Source organism: Nocardioides luteus (assembly GCF_014648595.1).
Lineage (GTDB): Bacteria > Actinomycetota > Actinomycetes > Propionibacteriales > Nocardioidaceae > Nocardioides > Nocardioides luteus.
Genome location: NZ_BMRK01000013.1, coordinates 49793 through 70020, shown reverse-complemented (window position 1 = coordinate 70020; position 20228 = coordinate 49793). Strand labels below are relative to the sequence as shown.

Genomic DNA, 20228 nt, shown 5'->3' with positions numbered 1-20228 from the left:
GCTTGTCGAGAGTCACCCAAGACATGTCGGTGCTCCCGCCTAGTTTCATCCCATGTGGATCTCCACGACCGAAGCCGTAGCCAGGCTCGCCGACATCCATCTCCTCGGCGAGAACCAGGCCAAGCGCGTGCTGCGCGCAGGCTTGGCCGGCGCTCCACACCGAGCAGGATCGGCGAACTTCTACGACGCGGAGCAGTTCGAGAAGCTGCTCGCGCGGCCACGGTGCGCTCAGCAGACATTGGATCGATGGCAGCCGTTCATCGCCCGGGTCGGCCGACAGCGACCGATCGACCTGGACGCCCCGTGGGAGGAACAGGCCGTTGTGATGGCACCAGCCTGGCACCTCCCACTTCTCACCGCGTTCCGGATCGACGCTCGCAAGCCCGTCCCGTTCGTGGCAACTCTCGGAGCCTGGGCGGTCTTCACCGCCGACCTCGTCGGCCTCGACCGGGCAGACCTAAGGCTCGAGCCGCCGGGGAAGTGGGCAGCCGAGTTCACCGACACCTGGCTGCCGATCGGCAACGGACCGGTCTGGACGTTGTGGGGAGCGCCGGTGACGACGCCGCTGCGTGCAGACCCCTTGAGCGCGAACTACCAGGCAGAGGCCGCAGACGAGCGCAGGCGGCGGAAGATGGCCTCAGTGGGCCATCTTCGCTCCCTGACGCGCGAGTAGGGGAGGGATCCCTCTAAGGTAAACACCATGGAGCTGCGCATCTTCACCGAACCCCAGCAGGGGGCGTCCTACGCCGACATCCTCGGTGTCGCCCAGAAGGCCGAGGAGCTCGGGTTCGGGGCGTTCTTCCGATCTGACCACTACCTGAAGATGGGGTCGGTCGACGGTCTGCCCGGTCCGAGCGACGCCTGGACGACGCTCGCCGGCCTCGCCCGTGACACCAGCACGATCCGCCTCGGCACGCTGGTCACCTCCGCGACCTTCCGGCTCCCCGGAGTGCTGGCCATCCAGGCCGCCAACGTCGACGACATGTCCGACGGCCGCGTCGAGCTCGGACTGGGTGCGGGGTGGTTCGCAGAGGAGCACGAGGCGTACGGGATCCCGTTCCCGGCGCTGGGTGAGCGGTTCGACCGGCTCGAGGAGCAGCTCGAGATCATCACCGGGCTGTGGGCGACCGAGCCGGGGGAGACCTTCAGCTTCGAGGGCAAGCACTACACGATCAAGGAGAGCCCGGGGCTGCCGAAGCCGGTGCAGACCCGTGGTCACGCCGGATCGATCCCGGTGATCGTCGGCGGTGGCGGCAAGAAGCGCACCCCGACGCTGGCCGCGACCTTCGCCGACGAGTTCAACGCTGCGTTCGTCTCGGTGGAGGAGTCCCAGACGCTCTTCGAGAACGTCGGACGCTTCGTCGAGGCCGCCGGGCGCGACGACTCGATCATCTACTCCGCGGCGCAGGTGCTCTGCGTCGGCCGCGACGAGGACGAGATCGCCCGGCGCGCGCAGGCGATCGGACGCGAGCCCGACGAGCTGCGCGAGAACGGCCTGGCCGGCACCCCGGACGAGGTGGTCGCCAAGATCAAGAGGCTCGAGGACGCGGGCGCGAGCCGCATCTACCTCCAGGTGCTCGACCTGAGGGACCTCGACCATCTCGCGCTCGTGGCCGAGGAGGTCATGGCGCGCGTCTGAGGATAGTCTGTACGCCATGACTGATGCTCCATTCGGCACCGTGCTCTCAGCACTGGTCACCATCTTCAACGATGACGGTTCGGTCGATCTGGAGCAGACCCAGAAAGTCGCCAAGCACCTGGTCGAACACGGCCACGACGGCCTCGTCGTCTCCGGCACCACGGGGGAGTCGCCGACCACGACTCCGGACGAGGACGGCGAGATCCTGGCGGCGGTCAAGGACGCGGTCGGCGACCGCGCCAAGATCGTCGCAGGCATCGGCACCAACGACACCCGCACCACCGTGCATCTCGCCAAGCAGGCCGCGTCCATCGGCGCCGACGGCGTGCTGCTGGTGACGCCTTACTACAGCAAGCCGGGCGAGCGCGGGATCCGCGAACACTTCCGCACCGTCGCCTCCACCAGCGACCTGCCGCTGATGCTCTACGACGTCCCCGGCCGCACCGCCTCCCCGATCAGCCTCGAGACCTACCGCGAGGCGATCACCTGGGACACCGTCGTGGCCGTCAAGGAGGCCGCGGGCGACTTCGCGCGCGGCACCAAGCTGCTCGACCTCGGCTACGCGATCTACTCCGGCGACGACGCCCTCACCCTCGCCTGGCTGGCGCACGGCGCCGTCGGCGTGATCAGCGTGGCCGCCCATGTGCTCGGCGACCAGACGCGGACGATGATCGACGCCTTCGCGGCGAGCGACATCGAGACCGCCCGAAAGACCTATGCGCGGATGCTCCCCGCGATCGACGCCATCATGGGCGTCCCGAACTACGGAGCCACCACTGCCAAGGCCGCTCTCGAGCTGACCGGCGTGATCGACAACCGCAATGTGCGAGGGCCCCTGGCGGCGCTCGACGACGACGAGGTCGAGGCGCTGCGAGCCGGGCTGGAGGCCTCTGGCCTTCTCTAGAAGGAATGCCTTTGTCTCACCCACACCCGGAGCTGACCGAACCCGGCAAGCTCCCGAAGGGCGGCCTGCGCGTCACCCCGCTCGGGGGCCTCGGCGAGGTCGGCCGCAACATGACCGTCTTCGAGTACGACGGTCGGCTGCTGATCGTCGACTGCGGCGTCCTCTTCCCCGAGGAGCAGCAGCCCGGTGTCGACCTGATCCTGCCCGACTTCGGCCCGATCCGTGACCGTCTCGGCGACGTCGAGGCGCTGGTCCTGACCCACGGTCACGAGGACCACATCGGCGCGACGCCCTACCTCCTCCGCGAGCGCCAGGACATCCCGCTGGTCGGCTCCGAGCTGACCCTGGCGCTGCTCGGCTCCAAGCTGCGCGAGCACCGCCTGCGCGAGACCGTCCAGCACAAGGTACGCGAGGGCGACACGATCTCCTTCGGGCCGTTCGAGCTCGAGTTCGTCGCCGTCAACCACTCCATCCCGGACGCGCTCGCGGTCGCGATCCGCACCGGCGCCGGTCTCGTGCTGCACACCGGTGACTTCAAGATGGACCAGCTGCCGCTCGACGGTCGGATCACCGACCTGCGTGCGTTCGCCCGGCTCGGCGAGGAGGGCGTGGACCTCTTCCTCACCGACTCCACCAACGCCGAGGTCCCCGGCTTCACGACCGCCGAGAAGAAGATCTCGCCTGCGATCGAGCAGGTCTTCCGCGAGTCCGACCAGCGCATCATCGTGGCCTGCTTCGCCTCCCACGTGCACCGCGTCCAGCAGGTGCTGGACAGTGCGGTCGCGCACGGGCGCAAGGTGGCGTACGTCGGTCGCTCGATGGTCCGCAACATGCAGATCGCCTCCGACCTGGGCTACCTGCACGTGCCCGAGGACGTCATCGTCGACGCCAAGGAGCTCGCCGAGCTGCCGCCGGAGAAGGTCGTCATGGTCTCGACCGGCTCGCAGGGCGAGCCGATGTCGGCGCTGTCGCGGATCGCCAACGGCACCCACAACTTCGTGCACATCGAGCCCGGCGACACCGTCCTCCTCGCCAGCAGCCTGATCCCCGGCAACGAGAACTCGGTCTACCGGGTGATCAACGGCCTCGCCCGCCTCGGTGCCAACGTGGTCCACAAGGGCAACGCCCTCGTCCACGTCTCCGGCCACGCGAGCGCCGGCGAGCTGCTCTACTGCTACAATATCGTCCGCCCACGCAACGTGATGCCGGTCCACGGCGAGGTGCGCCACCTGCTCGCCAACGGCGACCTGGCCCGCCAGACCGGCGTCGAGAGCGTCGTCTACGCCGAGGACGGTGTCGTCGTCGATCTCATCGACGGCAAGGCCGAGATCGCGGGCAAGGTCGAGTGCGGCTACGTGTTCGTCGACGGCACCACCGTCGGTGATGTCACCGAGTCCGAGCTCAAGGACCGCCGCATCCTGGGCGAGGAGGGCTTCGTCTCGATCATCGTGGTCGTCGACTCGGTCAACGGCACGGTCGCCAGCGGGCCCGAGATCCACGCCCGCGGCCACGCTTGGCCCGACAACGCGTTCGACCCGATCAAGCAGCCGATCGTCAAGGCCGTCAACCGCGCCATCTCCGAGGGCGCGACCGACACCTACCAGCTGCAGCAGGCCATCCGGCGTACGTTCGGGCGCTGGGTCTCCAGCACCCACCGCCGCCGGCCGATGATCATCCCGGTCGTCATCGAGGCCTAGACCAGGGCAAGCAGCACGCCAGCCGTGATCAGCGCCTGGCCGACGTGATAGGTCACCATGATCTGCACGTTGGTCAGGCGCGGCGGCGCGTTGCCGTGCTCGGCCAGGTTGAGGCCGATCAGGGTGTCGCTGACCACGAAGACCAGCGCACCGACAGCGATCCACACGCTCCCGGTCAGCCAGCCGAGCACCAGCATGGTCGCGATCACCAGCGCGTACGCAGCCAGGGCCACTGCCATCGGCGGCCCACCCATCTGGCGGGCGCCCCGGAGCACCCGCCCCATCGGGATCGCGAGCACCACCGCGACCGCGAAGCCTGCCCAGGACCACGTGCGGGCGTCGAGGCCGAGGGCGAGGAAGGTCGCCGCGTACGCCAGGTGGCCGACGAAGAAGAGGGCCACGCCGCCGAGGAACCTGCGGGGCGAGGAGCCGATCATCGAGATGTCGCCGAGCATGCCGAAGAAGAGCGCGACGACCAGCCACCAGGCGGCACGCTCGCCGTCGCCGACGAGCAGGGTGAGCGCGATCAGCCCCACCATCACCAGCGGTTTGGTCAGGTAGTGGATCCGTCGCCTGCCGAACCACACGCAGGCCCAGTCCGCCACGGCATCGGCGGCGGTGAGAACGGCGACCAACACTGTCAGGCTCAGCATGGCGGCAAACTACACCGGTGCAACACACCCCCACGGGGTCCCGGAGGTGAAGCCCCTGGTCAAATACCCTGCTTGTATGGCGACCCGTACGTCTTCCCCGCCGGGTTCGCGGAGCTCGACCACCAGCAAGAGCACCCGTCCCCGGAGTACGACCACGACAAAGCGAGCAACGGCCACGAGCCGGGCCCGCTCCAAGGCAGCGCCGAACAAGGGCCAGAACAAGCGCCGTCCCGCCGCAAAGTCTCCCAACCGGAGGCCGGCGAACCGCACGCCACCGCGTGCCGTACGCAACGGGCCCAGCCCGATCGCAGTCCTCTTCGACGCCGTCTTCTCGACCATCGCGAGCCTGTGGCTGGCGATCGCCGGGGCCGTGGCGGCCATCTTCCGGGTCAGCGGCCAGGCGGCCAGCGAGCTCGAGCCGGAGCACCGCCGTGATGGCGCCGGCCTCTTCCTGATCGGCCTCTCCGTGCTGGTCGCCGCCGGCGTCTGGTTCCAGCTCGGCGGCCAGTTCTTCGACATCGTCCGCATCGCGGTGGCCGGTGTGGTCGGCAAGGTCGGCTGGCTGGTGCCGGTCGGTCTCGTCGTCGCCGGCGCGCGGCTGATGCGCGACCCGGTCAACGCCGCTCCGGTCGGCCGTGTCGCGATCGGCTGGACCGCGTTCCTGATGGCGACGCTCGGCATCGTGCAGATCGCCAACGGCAACCCGCAGCCCACCTCCGGCGACAGCAGCGAGCTCCAGTGGGCCGGCGGCGCGATCGGCTACGTCGTGGCCAGCCTGCTCCTCGACGTGCTGCGTTCGACGGCCGTGGTGGTCGTACTCCTCTCGCTCATGGTCGTCTTCGGGATCCTGGTCATCACCGGCACCCCGCTCTACCAGGTGCCGCGCCGGCTCGTGGAGCTGCGCGACCGGGCGCTCGGTCTGACCCCGCCCGAGGAGATGAGCGACAGCGGCACCAACATCCGCCGGGTGCGCCGCGGCGGCAAGCTCTTCGCCGACGAGGACACCTTCGACCGCGAGGGCTTCGAGCCGTACGAGACGCCGCTGCTCGAGGAGGAGAAGCCGAAGAAGAAGCGGAAGAAGGACGGGCTCGACATCGCGCTCGCCCTCGACGACGACGCCGACACCCAGCCCGACGAGGCCGCGCCCAGCGACGCCGCGGGGCTCATGCCGGCGGTCTCCGAGACCGGGCCGAGGCCCGGACAGAAGCGTGACCAGAAGGGCGAGCTCGAGCCGCCTCCGCACGCCGAGCTGCCCCAGCGCGTCGAGCAGCTCACGCTCGCCGGCGACGTCGCCTACACGCTGCCCTCCAGCGACCTGCTCAAGCCGGGCTCGCCCCACAAGGCCCGCTCGAAGGCCTCCGACGACATCGTCAACCGGCTCCAGGCGGTGCTCGAGGAGTTCAACATCGACGCCGCCGTGACCGGCTACACCCGCGGACCGACGGTCACCCGCTACATCGTCGAGCTCGGCGCCGGCGTCAAGGTCGAGAAGATCACCGGCATCCAGAAGAACATCGCCTACGCGGTCGCCTCCGCCGACGTACGCATCCTCTCGCCGATCCCCGGCAAGTCAGCCGTGGGCGTCGAGATCCCGAACTCCGACAAGGAGACGGTCACCCTCGGCGACGTGCTGCGCTCCAACGCCGCGCGTGGCGACCACCACCCGATGATCACCGGCATCGGCAAGGACGTCGAGGGCGGCTTCGTCGTCGCCAACATGGCGAAGATGCCCCACCTGCTGGTCGCGGGTGCGACCGGCTCGGGTAAGTCGTCGTTCATCAACTCGATGATCACCTCGATCCTGATGCGGGCCACGCCTGATGAGGTGCGGATGATCATGGTCGACCCCAAGCGGGTCGAGCTGAACAGCTACGAAGGCGTGCCGCACCTGATCACGCCGATCATCACCAACCCGAAGAAGGCCGCCGAGGCGCTGGCCTGGGTCGTGCGCGAGATGGACATGCGCTACGACGACCTGGCCAACTTCGGCTTCCGCCACGTCGACGACTTCAACAAGGCCGTCCGCGCGGGGAAGGTGCAGCTGCCGCCCGACTCCGAGCGGGTGCTCTCGCCCTACCCCTACCTGCTGGTCATCGTCGACGAGCTCGCCGACCTGATGATGGTCGCCCCGCGCGACGTCGAGGACGCGGTCGTACGCATCACCCAGCTGGCGCGCGCCGCCGGCATCCACCTGGTGCTGGCCACCCAGCGGCCCTCGGTCGACGTCGTCACCGGTCTGATCAAGGCCAACGTGCCCTCGCGGCTCGCCTTCGCGACCTCGTCGCTGGCCGACTCCCGCGTCATCCTCGACCAGCCGGGTGCGGAGAAGCTGGTCGGTCAGGGTGACGGTCTGTTCCTGCCGATGGGCTCTTCCAAGCCGATCCGTGTGCAGGGCTCCTGGGTCTCCGAGTCGGAGGTCAACGCCGTCGTGAAGTCGGTCAAGGGCCAGCTGGAGCCGGTCTACCGCGAGGATGTCACGGCGCCGGCGGAGTCGAAGCGGGTGCTCGACGACGACATCGGCGACGACATGGATCTGGTCGTGCAGGCGGTCGAGCTGGTCGTCTCCACGCAGTTCGGCTCGACCTCGATGCTGCAGCGCAAGCTCCGCGTCGGGTTCGCCAAGGCCGGCCGTCTCATGGACATCCTCGAGTCCCGCGGCGTGGTCGGCCCCTCCGAAGGCTCCAAGGCGCGCGACGTACTCGTCAAGCCGGACGAGGTCGACGGCGTCATCGCAACGATCCAGGGGGAGATGTGAGCGAGAAGTCACCGGCGGTGGAGACCGTCGACCCTGCCGAGACCGATCGGGACGTCGAGGCTGCCACGAATCTCGAGACCGCCGGCGCCGGCGAGACCGCCGAGGTGGACGTCGTCGAGGTACGCCGCAACGGCCGCCTCGCGCTGGTCGTCGCCCTCGCCTCGCTGCTGGTCGGCGTCGCCTTCGTGCTGCGCGGCGGCATCGAGGGCTACCTCGTCGGCCTGATCCTGATCGCCGTCGCGGCGGTGCAGGGCTGGACGGCCTGGGACTCCCGGCTGCCGCTGCTGCTCGTCGACGAGCAGGGCGTACGCCTGCGCTTCGGGGCGACCTGGCAGGGCATCCCGTGGTCCAAGATCGAGTCCGTCGAGCACACCCCGCGTCCGGCGGGCTTCGAGCGGTTCTGGAAGGACGGTCGCATCGGCGTACTGCTCCACGACGAGGACGAGGTGCTCGATCAGCTCTCGCCGACCGCTCGTCGCCAGGCGATGCTGACCGAGCGGCTCTACGGTCTGCCGTTCTCGATCCCGCTCGGCCTCTCGACCCGTGTCCTCGGTGCCGGTGACGATGTCACCGAGGCGATCGCGTACGTCGCCGCCGACGGTGTCGAGGTCGTCGAGATCGACCCCGGGGTCGCCGCCGAGGAGCCGGATCCGGAGCCGGATGGCGTCGACGAGGACACCGACGACGGCGTCGCCGAGATCCCCTCCGACGACGACGGCGACACCGCGATCCGACCGCCGCTGTCCGGGCGCGCCGGTGACACCAACCCCCGCATGCTCAGGGTCTTGGACGAGCCTGATATCAATGCCGCGGACGTGGTGGACGAGGCGGAGCAGGACCAGGTGGACCGGGACACGGAGCAGGACGAGAAGACGCTCGAGACCGACCCCGAGACCGAGGTGACCACCGCCGACGAGGCCGACGCACGGGCCTCGGAGAAGAGTGAGCCGGTCGCGCCGTTGCGGGAGCCGTCGTCGGCTGTCCGGGTGGACGTACGTTACGTGCCCGAGGAACCGCAGGAGACCGTCGCCGTACAGGGCTCGAACGCCCTCCGGCTCGACCCGATCGAGACCGAACTCGGCGCCGAGGACGTCTCGGACCAGACCCAGGTCGCCGGGCTCGAGCCCGTCTTCGAGACCTTCGACGACTTCGAGGACGAAGACGAGGGCGTGCGGGCGATCGGCGAGACCGAGGATGCGTCCGGCGTGATCTCGATCGACGGGATCGACGACGAGGTCACCGAGCAGATGCCGCCCAAGGCTCCAGAGATCGGTGCCGAGATCGCGGCGGCCCGCCGCCGGCTCGCCCTCGACATCGAGGGTCTGGCCGAGTGGACGCGGATCCGTCCCCACGTCATCGAGGCGATCGAGGTCGACGACTTCGGTCCGTGCGGTGGTGACTTCTACGCCCGCGGTCACCTGCGCACCCTGGCGCGCGTCCTCGGCATCGAGGTCGCGCCGTTGCTGCGCACCTATGACGAGAAGTTCGCCTCCGGCCCGGTCAGTCCGCGCGCCGTCTTCGAGGCCGAACTGGCTCACAGCGCAGCCGTACGCCCCGTGCGGCGGATGCGCGGCGGCCCCTCATGGTCCGTCCTGGTCGCCGCCGTGATGGCGGTCATCCTCGTCTGGTCGGTCGCCCGACTGGTCATCGACGGCACCCAGCGCGAGCCCGAGGCCGGAGCGATCCAGCTCGACGGCTCCGCCGGCACCGACAGCCCCTACGGCAAGTCCACGCCGGTGTCCGTCACCATCTCCGCTGCCGGCGGCGGTGCCCACGTCGTCGTACGCGACTCCCGCGGCAAGGTCGTCTTCAGCGGCGACCTCGCCTTCGGCGAGTCCAAGCAGCTCCAGGTCACCCCGCCCCTGCGCGTACAGACCTCCGACGGCTCCCTCAAGGTCTCCGTCGGCGACGGCAAGGCCCGCGCCCTTGGCAAGACCGGCGAGCCCGCCCAGCGCACCTACACGACGAACTGACCCCCACCCCGCCGAGTCGGCGCATCTGCCCCATCTGAAGTCGCCGAGTCGGCGCGTCTGCCTCACGCATACGTGCCGAGTCGGCGCATCTGCCCCGAATCTGAGCGCCCAGTCGGCGCATCTGCCTCGCTCGTACGCGCCCAGTCGGCGCATCTGCCCCGACATCGGGCGCCCGCTTCGTGCATCTGCCTCGACTTCTGGGGCAGATGCGCCGGCTCGACGCTCCTGGGCGGGGCAGTTGCGCCGACTGGGCGTCCGTACGTGGGGCAGACGCGCCGACTGGGCACGAAATTCTGGGGCAGATGCGCCGACTCGGCGATGCATGGGTGGGTTAAGAGTTTGCTCAACGGGTGACGTGGGTCACATCGTGCTGACATCATGTGTCCTCGAGAGAGCGCTCTCACGAGTCGCAGGGACTCACCGCTCGTTCATTCGGAAAGCGAGTCAACATGAGAAGTCTCAAGGCATTAGGGGCCGCGGTCGTCGCGGTCGGGGTGGTCGCTCTGGCGATCCCGCTGAGCTCGATAGGGCAGGCGTCGCAGGCGTCGGAGCCCGGTACGCCGGCGGGGTGGACCAAGGTGTGGAGCGACGACTTCACCGGGTCGGCCGGGTCGCGGATCAACACCGACGACTGGATCTACGACATCGGTCACTCCTACCCGGGCGGCGCGCCCAACTGGGGGACCGGCGAGATCGCGTACCACACCGACAGCACCCAGAACGTCTACCAGGACGGCAACGGCAACCTCGCGATCAAGCCGATCCGCGACGGCTCCGGCAACTGGACCTCCGGGCGCATCGAGACCACGCGGAGCGACTTCCAGCCGCCGTCGGGCGGTGTGCTCCGGGTGGAGAGCCGTATCCAGATGCCGAACGTGACCGGCGCGGCGGCGCAGGGGATCTGGCCGGCGTTCTGGATGCTGGGCGAGCCGTTCCGCGGCAACTACTGGAACTGGCCGGGCATCGGCGAGATCGACATCATGGAGAACGTCAACGGCGCCAACCAGGTCTGGGCGACGCTGCACTGCGGCACCTCGCCCGGCGGCCCGTGCAACGAGACCACCGGCATCGGCGGCACGATCCAGGGCTGCCCCGGCTCGAGCTGCCAGTCGTCGTTCCACACGTACGCGATGGAGTGGGACCGCAGCACCAGCCCGCAGCAGCTGCGCTTCTACGTCGACGACGTGCTCTACCACACGGTCCGCTCCGACCAGGTCGACGCGACGACCTGGAACAACGCGACCGACCACGGCTTCTTCATCATCCTCAACGTCGCGATCGGCGGCGGCTGGCCGGGCAGCCCGACGGCGTCGACCGCTTCCGGCGTACCGATGCTGGTCGACTACGTCGCGGTCTACTCCAAGGGCGGCGGCAGCGATCCGACGGACCCGCCGGACCCGACCGACCCGCCGGAACCCGGCAACCGCGACGCCTACTCCACCATCCAGGCCGAGTCCTACGACGCCCAGAGCGGCACCCAGACGGAGACGACCAGCGACGCCGGCGGCGGCCAGGACGTGGGGTTCCTCTCCAACGGTGACTGGCTCCGCTACGACGGGGTGAACTTCGGATCCAGCGCGGCGCACACGTTCTCGGCCCGCGTCGCCTCCGGGGCTCCGAGCGGGGTCAGCGGTCTGGTCGAGGTACGCCTCGACGACGTCAACAGCACCCCGGTCGGCAGCTTCTCGGTCGCGAACACCGGCGGCTGGCAGAGCTGGCGTACGGTCCCCGGCGCCATCAGCGACGTGACCGGCACGCACACGGTCTACCTCAGGTTCACCAGCGGCCAGCCGGCCGACTTCGTCAACATCAACTGGTTCACGTTCTCCCGATGAGCGGGAGGCGATAGGTTCCACTCATGAAGCAGACCCCGGCCGGCCGGCCGACGCTGGAGACAGTGGCGCGGGCGGCCGGGGCCTCGCGAGCGACCGTCTCCCGCGTCGTCAACGGCTCCACCACCGTGCGACCGGACATCGAGGAACGGATCCGCCGGGCCATCGCCGAGCTCGGCTACGTGCCCAACCCGGCGGCGCGGAGCCTGGTGACGCAGCGTACGGACTCCATCGCGCTGATCCTGCCGGAGTCGGCGACCCGGGTCTTCTCCGACGACGCCTTCTTCCCGGGCGTGATCCGCGGCGTCGGCGAGGCGCTGGAGAAGGCCGACAAGCAGCTGGTGCTGCTGCTCGCCTCGACCAGGTCGAGCCACGACCGGATCCTCCGGTACGTCCACGGCCGCACCGTCGACGGTGTCGTGCTCGCCTCGATGCACGGCGCCGACACCCTTCCCGAGGAGCTGCGCCTCGCGGGCGTCTCCGTCGTCACGAGCGGCCGACCGCTCGGCGAGGCCACCGTGCCCTACATCGACGTCGAGCACGCCAGCGGGGTCGAGGCGGCGATGCGCCACCTCATCGGCCTCGGCCGCCGCCGGATCGCGACCATCTCCGGTCCGCAGGACATGGTCGCCGGACGGGAGCGGCTGGCCGGCTACCTCGCCGGGCTGGAAGAACTCGAAGGCGCCGCGCCGCTGGTCGAGGAAGGCGACTTCATGCGCCAGTCGGGCATGGAGGCGATGGAGCGGCTGCTCGAGCGCGAACCCGACATCGACGCCGTCTTCGCTGCCTCCGACCTGATGGCCGACGGTGCCTTGCGTACGCTGCGACGGCTCGGCCGCCGGGTGCCCGACGACGTGGCGGTGATCGGCTTCGACGACGTCGAAACGGCCCGGTTCACCGACCCGCCGCTGACCACCGTCCACCAGCCGATCCACGAGATCGGCACCCGCCTCGCCGAGCAGATCCTCCGCCTGGTGGCGGGGGAGGAGGTCGAGCCCGCCGTGGTCCTCCCCACGACCCTGGTGGTCCGCGACTCGGCCTGAAGGCCGCCCGGCCGATCTCAAACCCCTCCGAGTGGTCAAAACTCGACGGCGAGAGGTCGAATATCGGGAGCGAGTGCGCCGAGAAGTGACGTCTCGGTGGCGATTTCTGACCTCTCGGCGTCGATTTTCGACGGGTCGGGGTGGGGTTATCCGCGGTAGCGGCGCTCGGGGCGGCCGGCGGTGCCGTAGTTGAGGCGTACGCCGATCCGGCCGGTGCTCGCGAAGTGCTCGAGGTAGCGCCGGGCGCTGACCCGGGAGACGCCGACAGCGTCGGCGCACTCGGTGGCGCTGAGCTCACCGGCCGACTCGAGTGCGGCGAGCACGGCGCGGGCGGTCTCGGCGCTCAGCCCCTTCGGCAGCCGCTCGCGTGCCTCCCGGCCGCTGGCCTGGTGGTTGAACACCTCGTCGATGCCCGCCTGGACCCGGTCGCGGTGCTCGACGCCGTCGCCGCGCTCGTCGATGCGGGCGAGCGCCTCGCGGGAGCGACGTACGTCCTCGAGCCGGGCGGCGAGGTCCTCGAACGGGAATGGCTTGACCACGTAGTGGGCGGCACCGCCGGCGGCAGCCGCGCGCACCGTGTCGGCCTCGCGGGCCGCGGTGATCACGATGACGTCGGCGTCGTCCCCTCGGCCGCGCAGGCGGCGGAGCAGCTCGATGCCGCTGAAGTCGGGCAGGTGCACGTCGAGCAGCAGCACGTCGGGGGAGAGGCGGGCGACCTCGTCGAGCGCCTGGGAGCCGGTCGCGGCCACGCCGACGACCCGGAACCCGTCGACCCGCTCCACGAACCGGGTGTGGATCGAGGCGACCATGAAGTCGTCCTCGACCACGAGCACGGTGAGCTCGGGCGTCGGCGTCATCGGTACTCCTCAGTGGCAGGATCAGGATCAGGGGCAGCGGCGGCGGGCGGCGAGAGCGGCGCGGCGCCCGGCAGGGTCGCGACGAAGACCGCTCCGGGCCGCTCCGCCGAGCCGGTATTCTCCACCTCGACCTCGCCGCCGCGCGCACGGCACACCAGCTGCACCAGCGCGAGCCCGACCCCGCGGCCGCTGGCATCGCGCGGCTTGGTGCTGAAGCCGCGCCGGAAGATCTCCGGCATGCGCTCGGCCGGCACCCCACCGCCGGTGTCGGAGACGCGGACGGTCACGGTCTGACGCTCCGCGGTCAGCAGTACGCCGACCCGGCCGTCGAGCGGCCCGACCAGCGCCGCCGCGTCGACGGCGTTGTCGACCAGGTTGCCGAGGACCGTGACCACGTCGGCGGAGCCGTCGGGGGTGAGCCGGGGGAGCGCGCTGGAGGTCTCCAGGTCGATGCTCACCCGACGCTCGGCCGCCAGGCTGGCCTTCGCGATGAGCAGGGCGGCCACCGCCGGGTCGTCGATCCGCGAGGTGACGTGGTCGCTCAGGGCCGCCCGGCGGGCGGTCAGCCCGGTGACGAAGCGGCCCACCTCGGCGTACTCCTCCAGCTCGAGCAGCCCGGTGATGGTGTGGAGCTGGTTGCTGAACTCGTGGGTCTGCGCCCGCAGCGTCTCGGTGACGCTCTCGCGGGCGTTGAGCTCGCTCTGCAGGGCGACCAGCTCGGTGCGGTCGCGCAGCGTGGTGACGGTGCCTGCGGGACGGCCGTCGTGGTGGACCCGGTTGCGGTTGAGCACGAGCACCCGGTCGCCGGCGACCAGCGGCGTGTCGTGGACCTCCTCGGAGCCGCTGAGCAGGGCGAGCGTCTCGGCGGGCAGATCGAGCTCCTCGAGTCGTCGCCCGGTCGGGTCCGACCCCAGCCCGAGGAGGTCGCGAGCGCTGTCGCTCATCAGGCTGACCCGCCCGTCGGCACCGACGGCGAGCACGCCCTCGCGGATCGAGCGCAGCAGCCCTTCGCGGTGATCGGCGAGGGCGGCGATGTCACGAGGCTCGAGCCCACGCGTACGCCGCTTGATCAGCCGCGCCAGCAGCCACGAGCCCAGCAGCCCGAGCGCGAGGCCGATCAGCAGCACGGTGACGGCGTCGGCCCAGGTGCGGGCGATCCGCTCGGTCAGCGGCGGGTAGTCCTCGGTCACCACGACCACGCCGACCGGGCGCGGGGCCTGGGCGTCCGGCCCGGTCGACCCGCCACCGTAGACGGGCACCTGGGCAGCGATCGCGCGGCGCCCGGCGTCCTCGATGTCGCCGGACCAGGCGCGGCTCGCCTCCCCGCCGCCGAGGTCGAGCCTCTCCCCGACACGAGTCGGGTCGGTCGCGACCAGCACGTCGCCGTCGAGACCGGTCAGGTAGGCGGTGTCGGCGCCCGCGTCGGCCGCCCGGGTCTGCAGGTAGAACGCCAGCGCCAGCCGGTCGGGGCCGGCGGTCAGCCCGTCCTGGACCGCGGCGGTGCCGGCGAGGCTCTCCGCGGCGGCGCGGAGCCGGTCCTCGCGCGAGTCACGGAAGTCGGCGTCGCTCTGCTGCAGCGAGACGATGCTGGTCGCGACGACGACGAGGAACAGCACCGAGAGCTGCAGGACCAGCACCTGCCCGGCGAGGGTCAGGTGGCGGCGTGGGGCCGGTGACCACAAGTTCCACAACCTCCTTTGGTTGCCCAACGGTGACGGCGGTCACGCGGGGCTGTGACCATCACCACTGACCGTTTCATCCCCCAGTCTGGAGGCCAGCCGTTGTCGACCCCGACATCGCAGTCCCCGCCCGATCCGAGCCAGCCGCCGCTGCCGAAGCAGCAGTGGCGACCGGGCCGGGCAGCGAGCATACGCCGAACCCGCACTCTCGCCGTGCTGCTCGTGACCTGCCTGATCGCCGCGGCCTCGGCCTGCGGCGTGACCCGTGGCGAGCAGTCCCGTGACCTCGACATGTGGATCCCGAACAGCCCCGGCGGTGGCTACGACCAGACCGGCCGCGCGGCCGTCGGCGTCCTCGACCGCGACAACCTGACCGGCGGCGACATCCAGGTGACCAACATCCTGGGCGCCGGCGGCTCGGTCGCGATGTCGCGCCTGATGAGCGAGGAGGGCAACGGCAACCTGCTCATGACGATCGGACTGGGTGTGGTCGGCTCGACGTACTCCTTCGGGGTCGACGCCCGTCCCCAGGACGCCACCCCGATCGCCCAGCTCATCGAGGAGCAGGAGGGCGTGCTGGTCCCGGCCGACTCGCCGTTCAAGACCATCGACGATCTGGTGAAGGCCTGGTCCGCCGACCCCGACTCCGTCGTCGTCGGCGGCGGTTCCTCGCCCGGCGGCCCCGACCACCTCTTCCCGATGCAGCTCGCCGAGGCGGCCGGCATCGACCCGAAGGAGGTCAAGTACGTCTCGTACGACGGCGGCGGCCCGCTCACCAGCGCGCTGCTCGGCGAGAAGATCGACGTCGGCTTCTCCGGCCTGGCCGAGTTCGAGGGGCAGGTGGAGGCCGGCGAGCTCCGGGTGCTGGCCACCTCCGGCGACGAGCGCGCGGGTGGCGTCTTCGCCGACGCTCCGACACTGACCGAGAGCGACCTCGACCTGGTCTTCCTGAACTGGCGCGGCGTGCTCGCGCCTCCAGGGATCAGCGAGAAGCGCCGTCAGGAGCTGATCGACCTGCTCACCCGGATGCACGACTCCGAGCAGTGGCAGCAGGCGCTGAAGGACAACGGCTGGACCGACGCCTTCACCACGGGCGACGACTTCGACGACCTGCTGGTCGAGCAGGACCAGCGGGTCTCCTCGACCCTGAAGGAGCTGGATCTGCTGTGAGCGCACCCGAAGCCCACAAGGCACCTGAGACCCGGCCCGCCGAGCGCCGGGTCGACCTCGGCCAGTACGGCCTGGCCGCGTTCATGATCGTCATCGGGATCTACACGGTGTTCGACGCCGCCCGGCTCGAGGTCGGCTTCGCCGACCCGGTCGGCCCGCGCGCCTTTCCCTACCTCATCGGCACCGGGCTCGTCCTGGTCGGAGCGCTGCTCGTGGTCGCCACGGCCCGTGGCGCCCAGCCAGAGCCCGAAGAGGGTGAGGACGTGGATCTGAGCTCCTCGGCCGACTGGCTGACCGTCCTCAAGCTGGTCGCGGTCCTGCTGTTCACGGTCGCGACCGTGAACCTGCTCGGCTGGGCGATCTCCGGAGGCCTGCTCTTCGCCGGCGCCGCCTGGTCCCTCGGCAGCCGCACGCTGGTGCGCGACGTGATCGTCGGGCTCGTCCTGGCGATCGGCAGCTGGTACGCCTTCTACGTCGGCCTGGGCATCCCGCTCACCCCTGGCGTACTCGACGGGATCCTGTGAGGACTGACTGATGGAGAACTTCGAACTTCTGATGGGCGGGCTCGAGTCCGCCCTGACCCCGATGAACCTGCTCTACGCCGCCATCGGCGTGCTGCTGGGTACCTTCGTCGGCGTGCTGCCGGGCATCGGCCCGGCGATGGCCATCGCGCTGCTGCTGCCTGTGACGTACCGGCTCGAGCCGACCAGCGCGTTCATCATGTTCGCCGGCCTCTACTACGGCGGCATGTACGGCGGCTCCACCACCTCGATCCTGCTGAACACACCGGGGGAGTCCGCCTCGGTGATGACAGCGCTGGAGGGCAACAAGATGGCACGGGCGGGGCGTGGCGCGCAGGCGCTGGCCACCGCAGCGGTCGGCTCGTTCATCGCGGGCACGATCGGCACCCTCCTGGTCGCCTTCTTCTCGCCGGCCCTGGCCGACGTCGCCGTCGACCTGGGTGCGCCGTCGTACTTCGCACTGATGGTGCTGGCGCTGGTGATGACCACGACGGTGCTCGGCACCTCGGCGCTGCGCGGGTTCGCCGCGCTCTTCCTCGGCCTCACGATCGGTCTGGTCGGCCTCGATCTCAACACCGGCCAGCCGCGGCTCACCTTCGGCGTGACGCAGCTGGTGGACCGGCTCGACATCGTGGTCGTCGCGGTCGGCATCTTCGCCCTCGGTGAGGCCCTGTGGGTGGCCGCCCACCTGCGCCGGCGCCCCGCACACGTGACCCCTGTCGGCCGACCGTGGATGGGACGTGACGACTGGGGCCGTTCCTGGAAGCCGTGGCTGCGCGGCACCGCCTTCGGGTTCCCGTTCGGCGCGCTGCCGGCCGGTGGCGCCGAGCTGCCGACCTTCCTCTCCTACCTGACCGAGCGGAAGCTCTCCAAGCGCGGCGACTTCGGCCGTGGCGCCATCGAGGGTGTCGCCGGTCCGGAGGCGGCCAACAACGCCTCGGCCGCAGGCATGTTCGTGCCGATGCTCGCGCTCGGCCTGCCGGTCACCGCGACCGCCTCGGTGATGCTCTCGGCCCTCCAGGGCTACGGCATCACTCCGGGACCGCAGCTGATGACCGACCACGCCGACCTGGTCTGGACCCTGCTGGCCAGCCTGCTGATCGGCAACACGCTGCTGCTGGTGCTCAACCTGCCGCTGGCGCCGCTGTGGGCCCGGCTGCTGCGCATCCCGCGCCCGCAGCTCTACGCAGGCATCCTCTTCTTCGCCTGCCTGGGGGCGTACGCGACGAACCTGGACCCGTTCGACATCGCGCTGCTGCTCGCCTTCGGCCTGCTCGGGCTGATGATGCGCCGTTTCGGGCTGCCGGTGCTGCCGCTGATCCTCGGCGTCATCCTGGGACCGCTGATGGAGAGCAAGCTGCGCGAGGCGCTGACCATCTCGGGCGGTGACTACGTCGTGCTGCTCAGCGAGCCGCTGGCCGTGGTCATCTACGTCCTGATCGCACTGTTCATCCTGGGCCGGCCGTTCATCGTCCGCGTCCGGGCACGGGCCGAGCGGTCGGCCACCGTCGAGGACGAGAAGGAGCTGGTGGACTGATGAGTACGACTCCCGCGGGTGGCTGGGTGGTCGTGGCCTGGGCGCCCGACGAGTTCGGCGCCGTCGCGCTGGACTGGGCTCTCGACGACGCCGAGCGCCGCGACCGTGGCGTGGTGGTCGTCAACGCCTCCCGGGGCGACGCCCTGGTCGATGACCGCTTCGCCTTCGAGGAGCAGCTCGCCGAGCTCGAGCGCCGCCTCACCGGCTCGGAACGGCCCCACGAGATCCGGCAGTCGATCGAGCCGGACGTCGCCGGAGCGGTCCTGGAGACGGCCGAGGAGCTCGACGCCCGGCTGATCGTGGTCGGGCTGCGGCGGCGTACGCCGGTGGGCAAGCTGCTGATGGGCAGCGTCGCCCAGCGGATCCTGCTCGGTGCGGCCTGCCCGGTGCTCTCGGTGAAGCCGGGGTCGACGCCCGACTGATCGCCCGGCCTGCCGGCTGGGCCCGGCGCGAGGGTTCGGTGTCCGGGGCATGTGCCCGTCATACTTGCCGGTGATGAGCACTGCCACCGAACCCTCCGCCGAGACCGCCCAGCCTGCCGACAAGGAGCTCCTGTCGGTCGCGATGGTGACCCTCGGGTGCACCCGCAACGAGGTGGACTCCGAGGAGCTCGCCGGGCGGCTGACCGCCGGTGGCTTCCGGTTGGTGGCCGACCCGGACGAGGCCGACACCGTGGTCGTGAACACCTGCGGCTTCGTCGAGCAGGCGAAGAAGGACTCGGTCGACACGCTGCTCGAGGCGGCCGACCTGAAGGAGACCGGCCGCGCCCAGGCCGTCGTCGCGGTGGGCTGCATGGCCGAGCGCTACGGCAAGGACCTGGCCGCCGAGCTCCCCGAGGCCGACGCGGTGCTCGGCTTCGACGACTACCCCGACATCGCCAGCAAGCTGCGCGCCATCGTGGCCGGCGAGACCCACCACCCGCACACGCCGCAGGACCGGCGCCTGCTGCTCCCGATCTCCCCGGTCGAGCGCGACGCCTCCGCCATCTCGGTGCCCGGCATGGCAGCCGTCGACCAGGTGCCAGGCTTCGCGGGACGTACCCGGCTCGACGACGCCCCGTGGGCGCCGCTGAAGCTCGCCTCGGGCTGCGACCGGCGCTGCACCTTCTGCGCGATCCCGCAGTTCCGCGGCTCGTTCGTCTCCCGCCGCCCCAGCGACGTGCTCCACGAGGGGCAGTGGCTGGCCGGCCAGGGGGTCAAGGAGCTCTTCCTGGTCTCGGAGAACTCCACCTCCTACGGCAAGGACCTCGGCGACATCCGGCTGCTCGAGACGCTGCTGCCCGAGCTGGCGGCGATCGACGGCATCGAGCGCGTACGCGTCTCCTACCTGCAGCCCGCCGAGACCCGGCCCGACCTGCTGAAGGTCATCGCCACCACGCCGGGCGTCACGCCCTACTTCGACCTCAGCTTCCAGCATGCCTCCAACGCCGTCCTGCGGCGGATGAAGCGCTTCGGCGACCCGGAGAGCTTCCTCGGGCTGCTCGAGCAGATCCGGGCGTACGCGCCCGAGGCCGGGGTGCGCTCGAACGTCATCGTCGGCTTCCCCGGTGAGACCGAGGAGGACCTCGAGATCCTCACCGACTTCCTGGTCGCGGCGCGGATGGACGTCACCGGCGTCTTCGGCTACTCCGACGAGGAGGGCACCGAGGCGGCCGCCTTCGACGACGCGCTGAAGCTCGACGAGGACGAGATCCGCGCTCGCGTCGAGCACGTCACCGAGCTCGTCGAGGAGCTCACCGCCCAGCGCGCCGAGGAGCGGATCGGCGAGCAGGTCGTGGTGCTCGTCGAGGAGGTCGCCGATGGCGAGATCCTCGGCCGCGCCGCCCACCAGGGGCCGGAAGTCGACGGGATGACCTCGCTGGAGATCCCTGAGGGCTCGGCCGCCGACATCTCGCCGGGCGATCTGGTGAGCGCGACCGTCGTCGCATCCGAAGGCGTTGACCTTGTCGCGACGGTGAACGGTTAAGGT

16 protein-coding genes are annotated in these 20228 nt (G+C 70.4%); 13 read left to right on the top strand and 3 right to left on the bottom strand.

Features of this window, described 5'->3' with window-relative positions; translation table 11 throughout:
* Positions 1-52: 52 nt before the first annotated feature.
* From IEY81_RS16265 to IEY81_RS16250, 4 genes are read left to right on the top strand one after another with little or no spacing between them, the layout of a single operon-like run.
* The gene (locus IEY81_RS16265; RefSeq protein ID WP_189119530.1) at positions 53-673 is read left to right on the top strand and encodes a hypothetical protein; all 621 of its coding nucleotides are present in this window, start codon (positions 53-55) and stop codon (positions 671-673) included.
* Between the two features lie 27 nt (positions 674-700).
* Complete coding sequence (locus IEY81_RS16260; protein ID WP_189119529.1) at positions 701-1639, top strand: LLM class F420-dependent oxidoreductase; 939 nt, start codon at positions 701-703, stop codon at positions 1637-1639.
* 16 nt (positions 1640-1655) lie between these two features.
* Positions 1656-2543: a 4-hydroxy-tetrahydrodipicolinate synthase gene (gene dapA / locus IEY81_RS16255; protein WP_189119528.1), complete on the top strand. Its 888-nt coding sequence runs from the start codon at positions 1656-1658 to the stop codon at positions 2541-2543.
* Positions 2544-2554: 11 nt separating this feature from the next.
* Positions 2555-4240 carry a ribonuclease J gene (locus IEY81_RS16250; protein ID WP_229787919.1) on the top strand — a complete coding sequence of 562 codons (1686 nt, stop codon included), beginning with the start codon at positions 2555-2557 and terminating at the stop codon, positions 4238-4240.
* Here the strand turns inward: IEY81_RS16250 and IEY81_RS16245 are convergent.
* Positions 4237-4893, bottom strand: coding sequence for a lysoplasmalogenase family protein (locus IEY81_RS16245; RefSeq protein ID WP_189119526.1), 657 nt, complete (start codon positions 4891-4893; stop codon positions 4237-4239). The genes IEY81_RS16250 and IEY81_RS16245 overlap by 4 nt on opposite strands.
* A gap of 76 nt (positions 4894-4969) precedes the next feature.
* Here IEY81_RS16245 and IEY81_RS16240 point away from each other — a divergent pair, with 76 nt between their 5' ends.
* From IEY81_RS16240 to IEY81_RS16225, 4 genes are all read left to right on the top strand, one after another.
* Positions 4970-7648, top strand: a complete 2679-nt coding sequence (locus tag IEY81_RS16240) for an FtsK/SpoIIIE family DNA translocase (protein WP_189119525.1) — start codon at positions 4970-4972, stop codon at positions 7646-7648.
* On the top strand, positions 7645-9621 hold the full coding sequence (locus tag IEY81_RS16235; protein ID WP_189119524.1) for a helix-turn-helix domain-containing protein: 1977 nt from the start codon (positions 7645-7647) through the stop codon (positions 9619-9621). Before IEY81_RS16240 ends, IEY81_RS16235 begins: the two co-directional genes overlap by 4 nt.
* A 449-nt stretch (positions 9622-10070) precedes the next feature.
* A complete protein-coding gene (locus tag IEY81_RS16230; RefSeq protein ID WP_189119523.1) occupies positions 10071-11456 on the top strand; it encodes a glycoside hydrolase family 16 protein in 1386 nt (461 codons plus the stop codon).
* Positions 11457-11479: 23 nt separating this feature from the next.
* The gene (locus IEY81_RS16225) at positions 11480-12496 is read left to right on the top strand and encodes a LacI family DNA-binding transcriptional regulator (protein ID WP_189119522.1); all 1017 of its coding nucleotides are present in this window, start codon (positions 11480-11482) and stop codon (positions 12494-12496) included.
* 146 nt (positions 12497-12642) lie between these two features.
* On the opposite strand, the gene IEY81_RS16220 is transcribed toward IEY81_RS16225, so the two are convergent.
* A complete protein-coding gene (locus IEY81_RS16220) occupies positions 12643-13353 on the bottom strand; it encodes a response regulator (RefSeq protein ID WP_189119521.1) in 711 nt (236 codons plus the stop codon).
* Positions 13350-15035 carry a sensor histidine kinase gene (locus IEY81_RS16215; protein ID WP_189119520.1) on the bottom strand — a complete coding sequence of 562 codons (1686 nt, stop codon included), beginning with the start codon at positions 15033-15035 and terminating at the stop codon, positions 13350-13352. Before IEY81_RS16215 ends, IEY81_RS16220 begins: the two co-directional genes overlap by 4 nt.
* A gap of 210 nt (positions 15036-15245) precedes the next feature.
* Between IEY81_RS16215 and IEY81_RS16210 the strand changes: the two genes are divergently transcribed.
* The 5 genes from IEY81_RS16210 to rimO all read left to right on the top strand — a co-directional run bounded on the left by IEY81_RS16210 (position 15246) and on the right by rimO (position 20225).
* Positions 15246-16202, top strand: coding sequence for a Bug family tripartite tricarboxylate transporter substrate binding protein (locus IEY81_RS16210; protein ID WP_229787918.1), 957 nt, complete (start codon positions 15246-15248; stop codon positions 16200-16202).
* On the top strand, positions 16199-16726 hold the full coding sequence (locus tag IEY81_RS16205) for a tripartite tricarboxylate transporter TctB family protein (RefSeq protein ID WP_189119519.1): 528 nt from the start codon (positions 16199-16201) through the stop codon (positions 16724-16726). The genes IEY81_RS16210 and IEY81_RS16205 overlap by 4 nt, the downstream gene beginning before the upstream one ends.
* Before the next feature lie 10 nt (positions 16727-16736).
* Positions 16737-18260: a tripartite tricarboxylate transporter permease gene (locus tag IEY81_RS16200; protein ID WP_189119518.1), complete on the top strand. Its 1524-nt coding sequence runs from the start codon at positions 16737-16739 to the stop codon at positions 18258-18260.
* Complete coding sequence (locus tag IEY81_RS16195) at positions 18260-18682, top strand: universal stress protein (protein ID WP_229787917.1); 423 nt, start codon at positions 18260-18262, stop codon at positions 18680-18682. The genes IEY81_RS16200 and IEY81_RS16195 overlap by 1 nt, the downstream gene beginning before the upstream one ends.
* A 73-nt stretch (positions 18683-18755) precedes the next feature.
* Positions 18756-20225, top strand: a complete 1470-nt coding sequence (rimO, locus tag IEY81_RS16190; protein ID WP_189119517.1) for a 30S ribosomal protein S12 methylthiotransferase RimO — start codon at positions 18756-18758, stop codon at positions 20223-20225.
* Positions 20226-20228 lie beyond the last annotated feature (3 nt).

Bases quoted from the DNA above. Each gene is read 5' to 3' on its own strand.
- IEY81_RS16265 (WP_189119530.1), top strand. From the start codon at position 53: ATGTGGATCTCCACGACCGAAGCCGTAGCCAGGCTCGCCGACATCCAT.
- IEY81_RS16260 (WP_189119529.1), top strand. From the start codon at position 701: ATGGAGCTGCGCATCTTCACCGAACCCCAGCAGGGGGCGTCCTACGCC.
- dapA (WP_189119528.1), top strand. From the start codon at position 1,656: ATGACTGATGCTCCATTCGGCACCGTGCTCTCAGCACTGGTCACCATC.
- IEY81_RS16245 (WP_189119526.1), bottom strand. From the start codon at position 4,893: ATGCTGAGCCTGACAGTGTTGGTCGCCGTTCTCACCGCCGCCGATGCC.
- IEY81_RS16240 (WP_189119525.1), top strand. From the start codon at position 4,970: ATGGCGACCCGTACGTCTTCCCCGCCGGGTTCGCGGAGCTCGACCACC.
- IEY81_RS16230 (WP_189119523.1), top strand. From the start codon at position 10,071: ATGAGAAGTCTCAAGGCATTAGGGGCCGCGGTCGTCGCGGTCGGGGTG.
- IEY81_RS16225 (WP_189119522.1), top strand. From the start codon at position 11,480: ATGAAGCAGACCCCGGCCGGCCGGCCGACGCTGGAGACAGTGGCGCGG.
- IEY81_RS16220 (WP_189119521.1), bottom strand. From the start codon at position 13,353: ATGACGCCGACGCCCGAGCTCACCGTGCTCGTGGTCGAGGACGACTTC.
- IEY81_RS16200 (WP_189119518.1), top strand. From the start codon at position 16,737: ATGGAGAACTTCGAACTTCTGATGGGCGGGCTCGAGTCCGCCCTGACC.
- IEY81_RS16195 (WP_229787917.1), top strand. From the start codon at position 18,260: ATGAGTACGACTCCCGCGGGTGGCTGGGTGGTCGTGGCCTGGGCGCCC.
- rimO (WP_189119517.1), top strand. From the start codon at position 18,756: ATGAGCACTGCCACCGAACCCTCCGCCGAGACCGCCCAGCCTGCCGAC.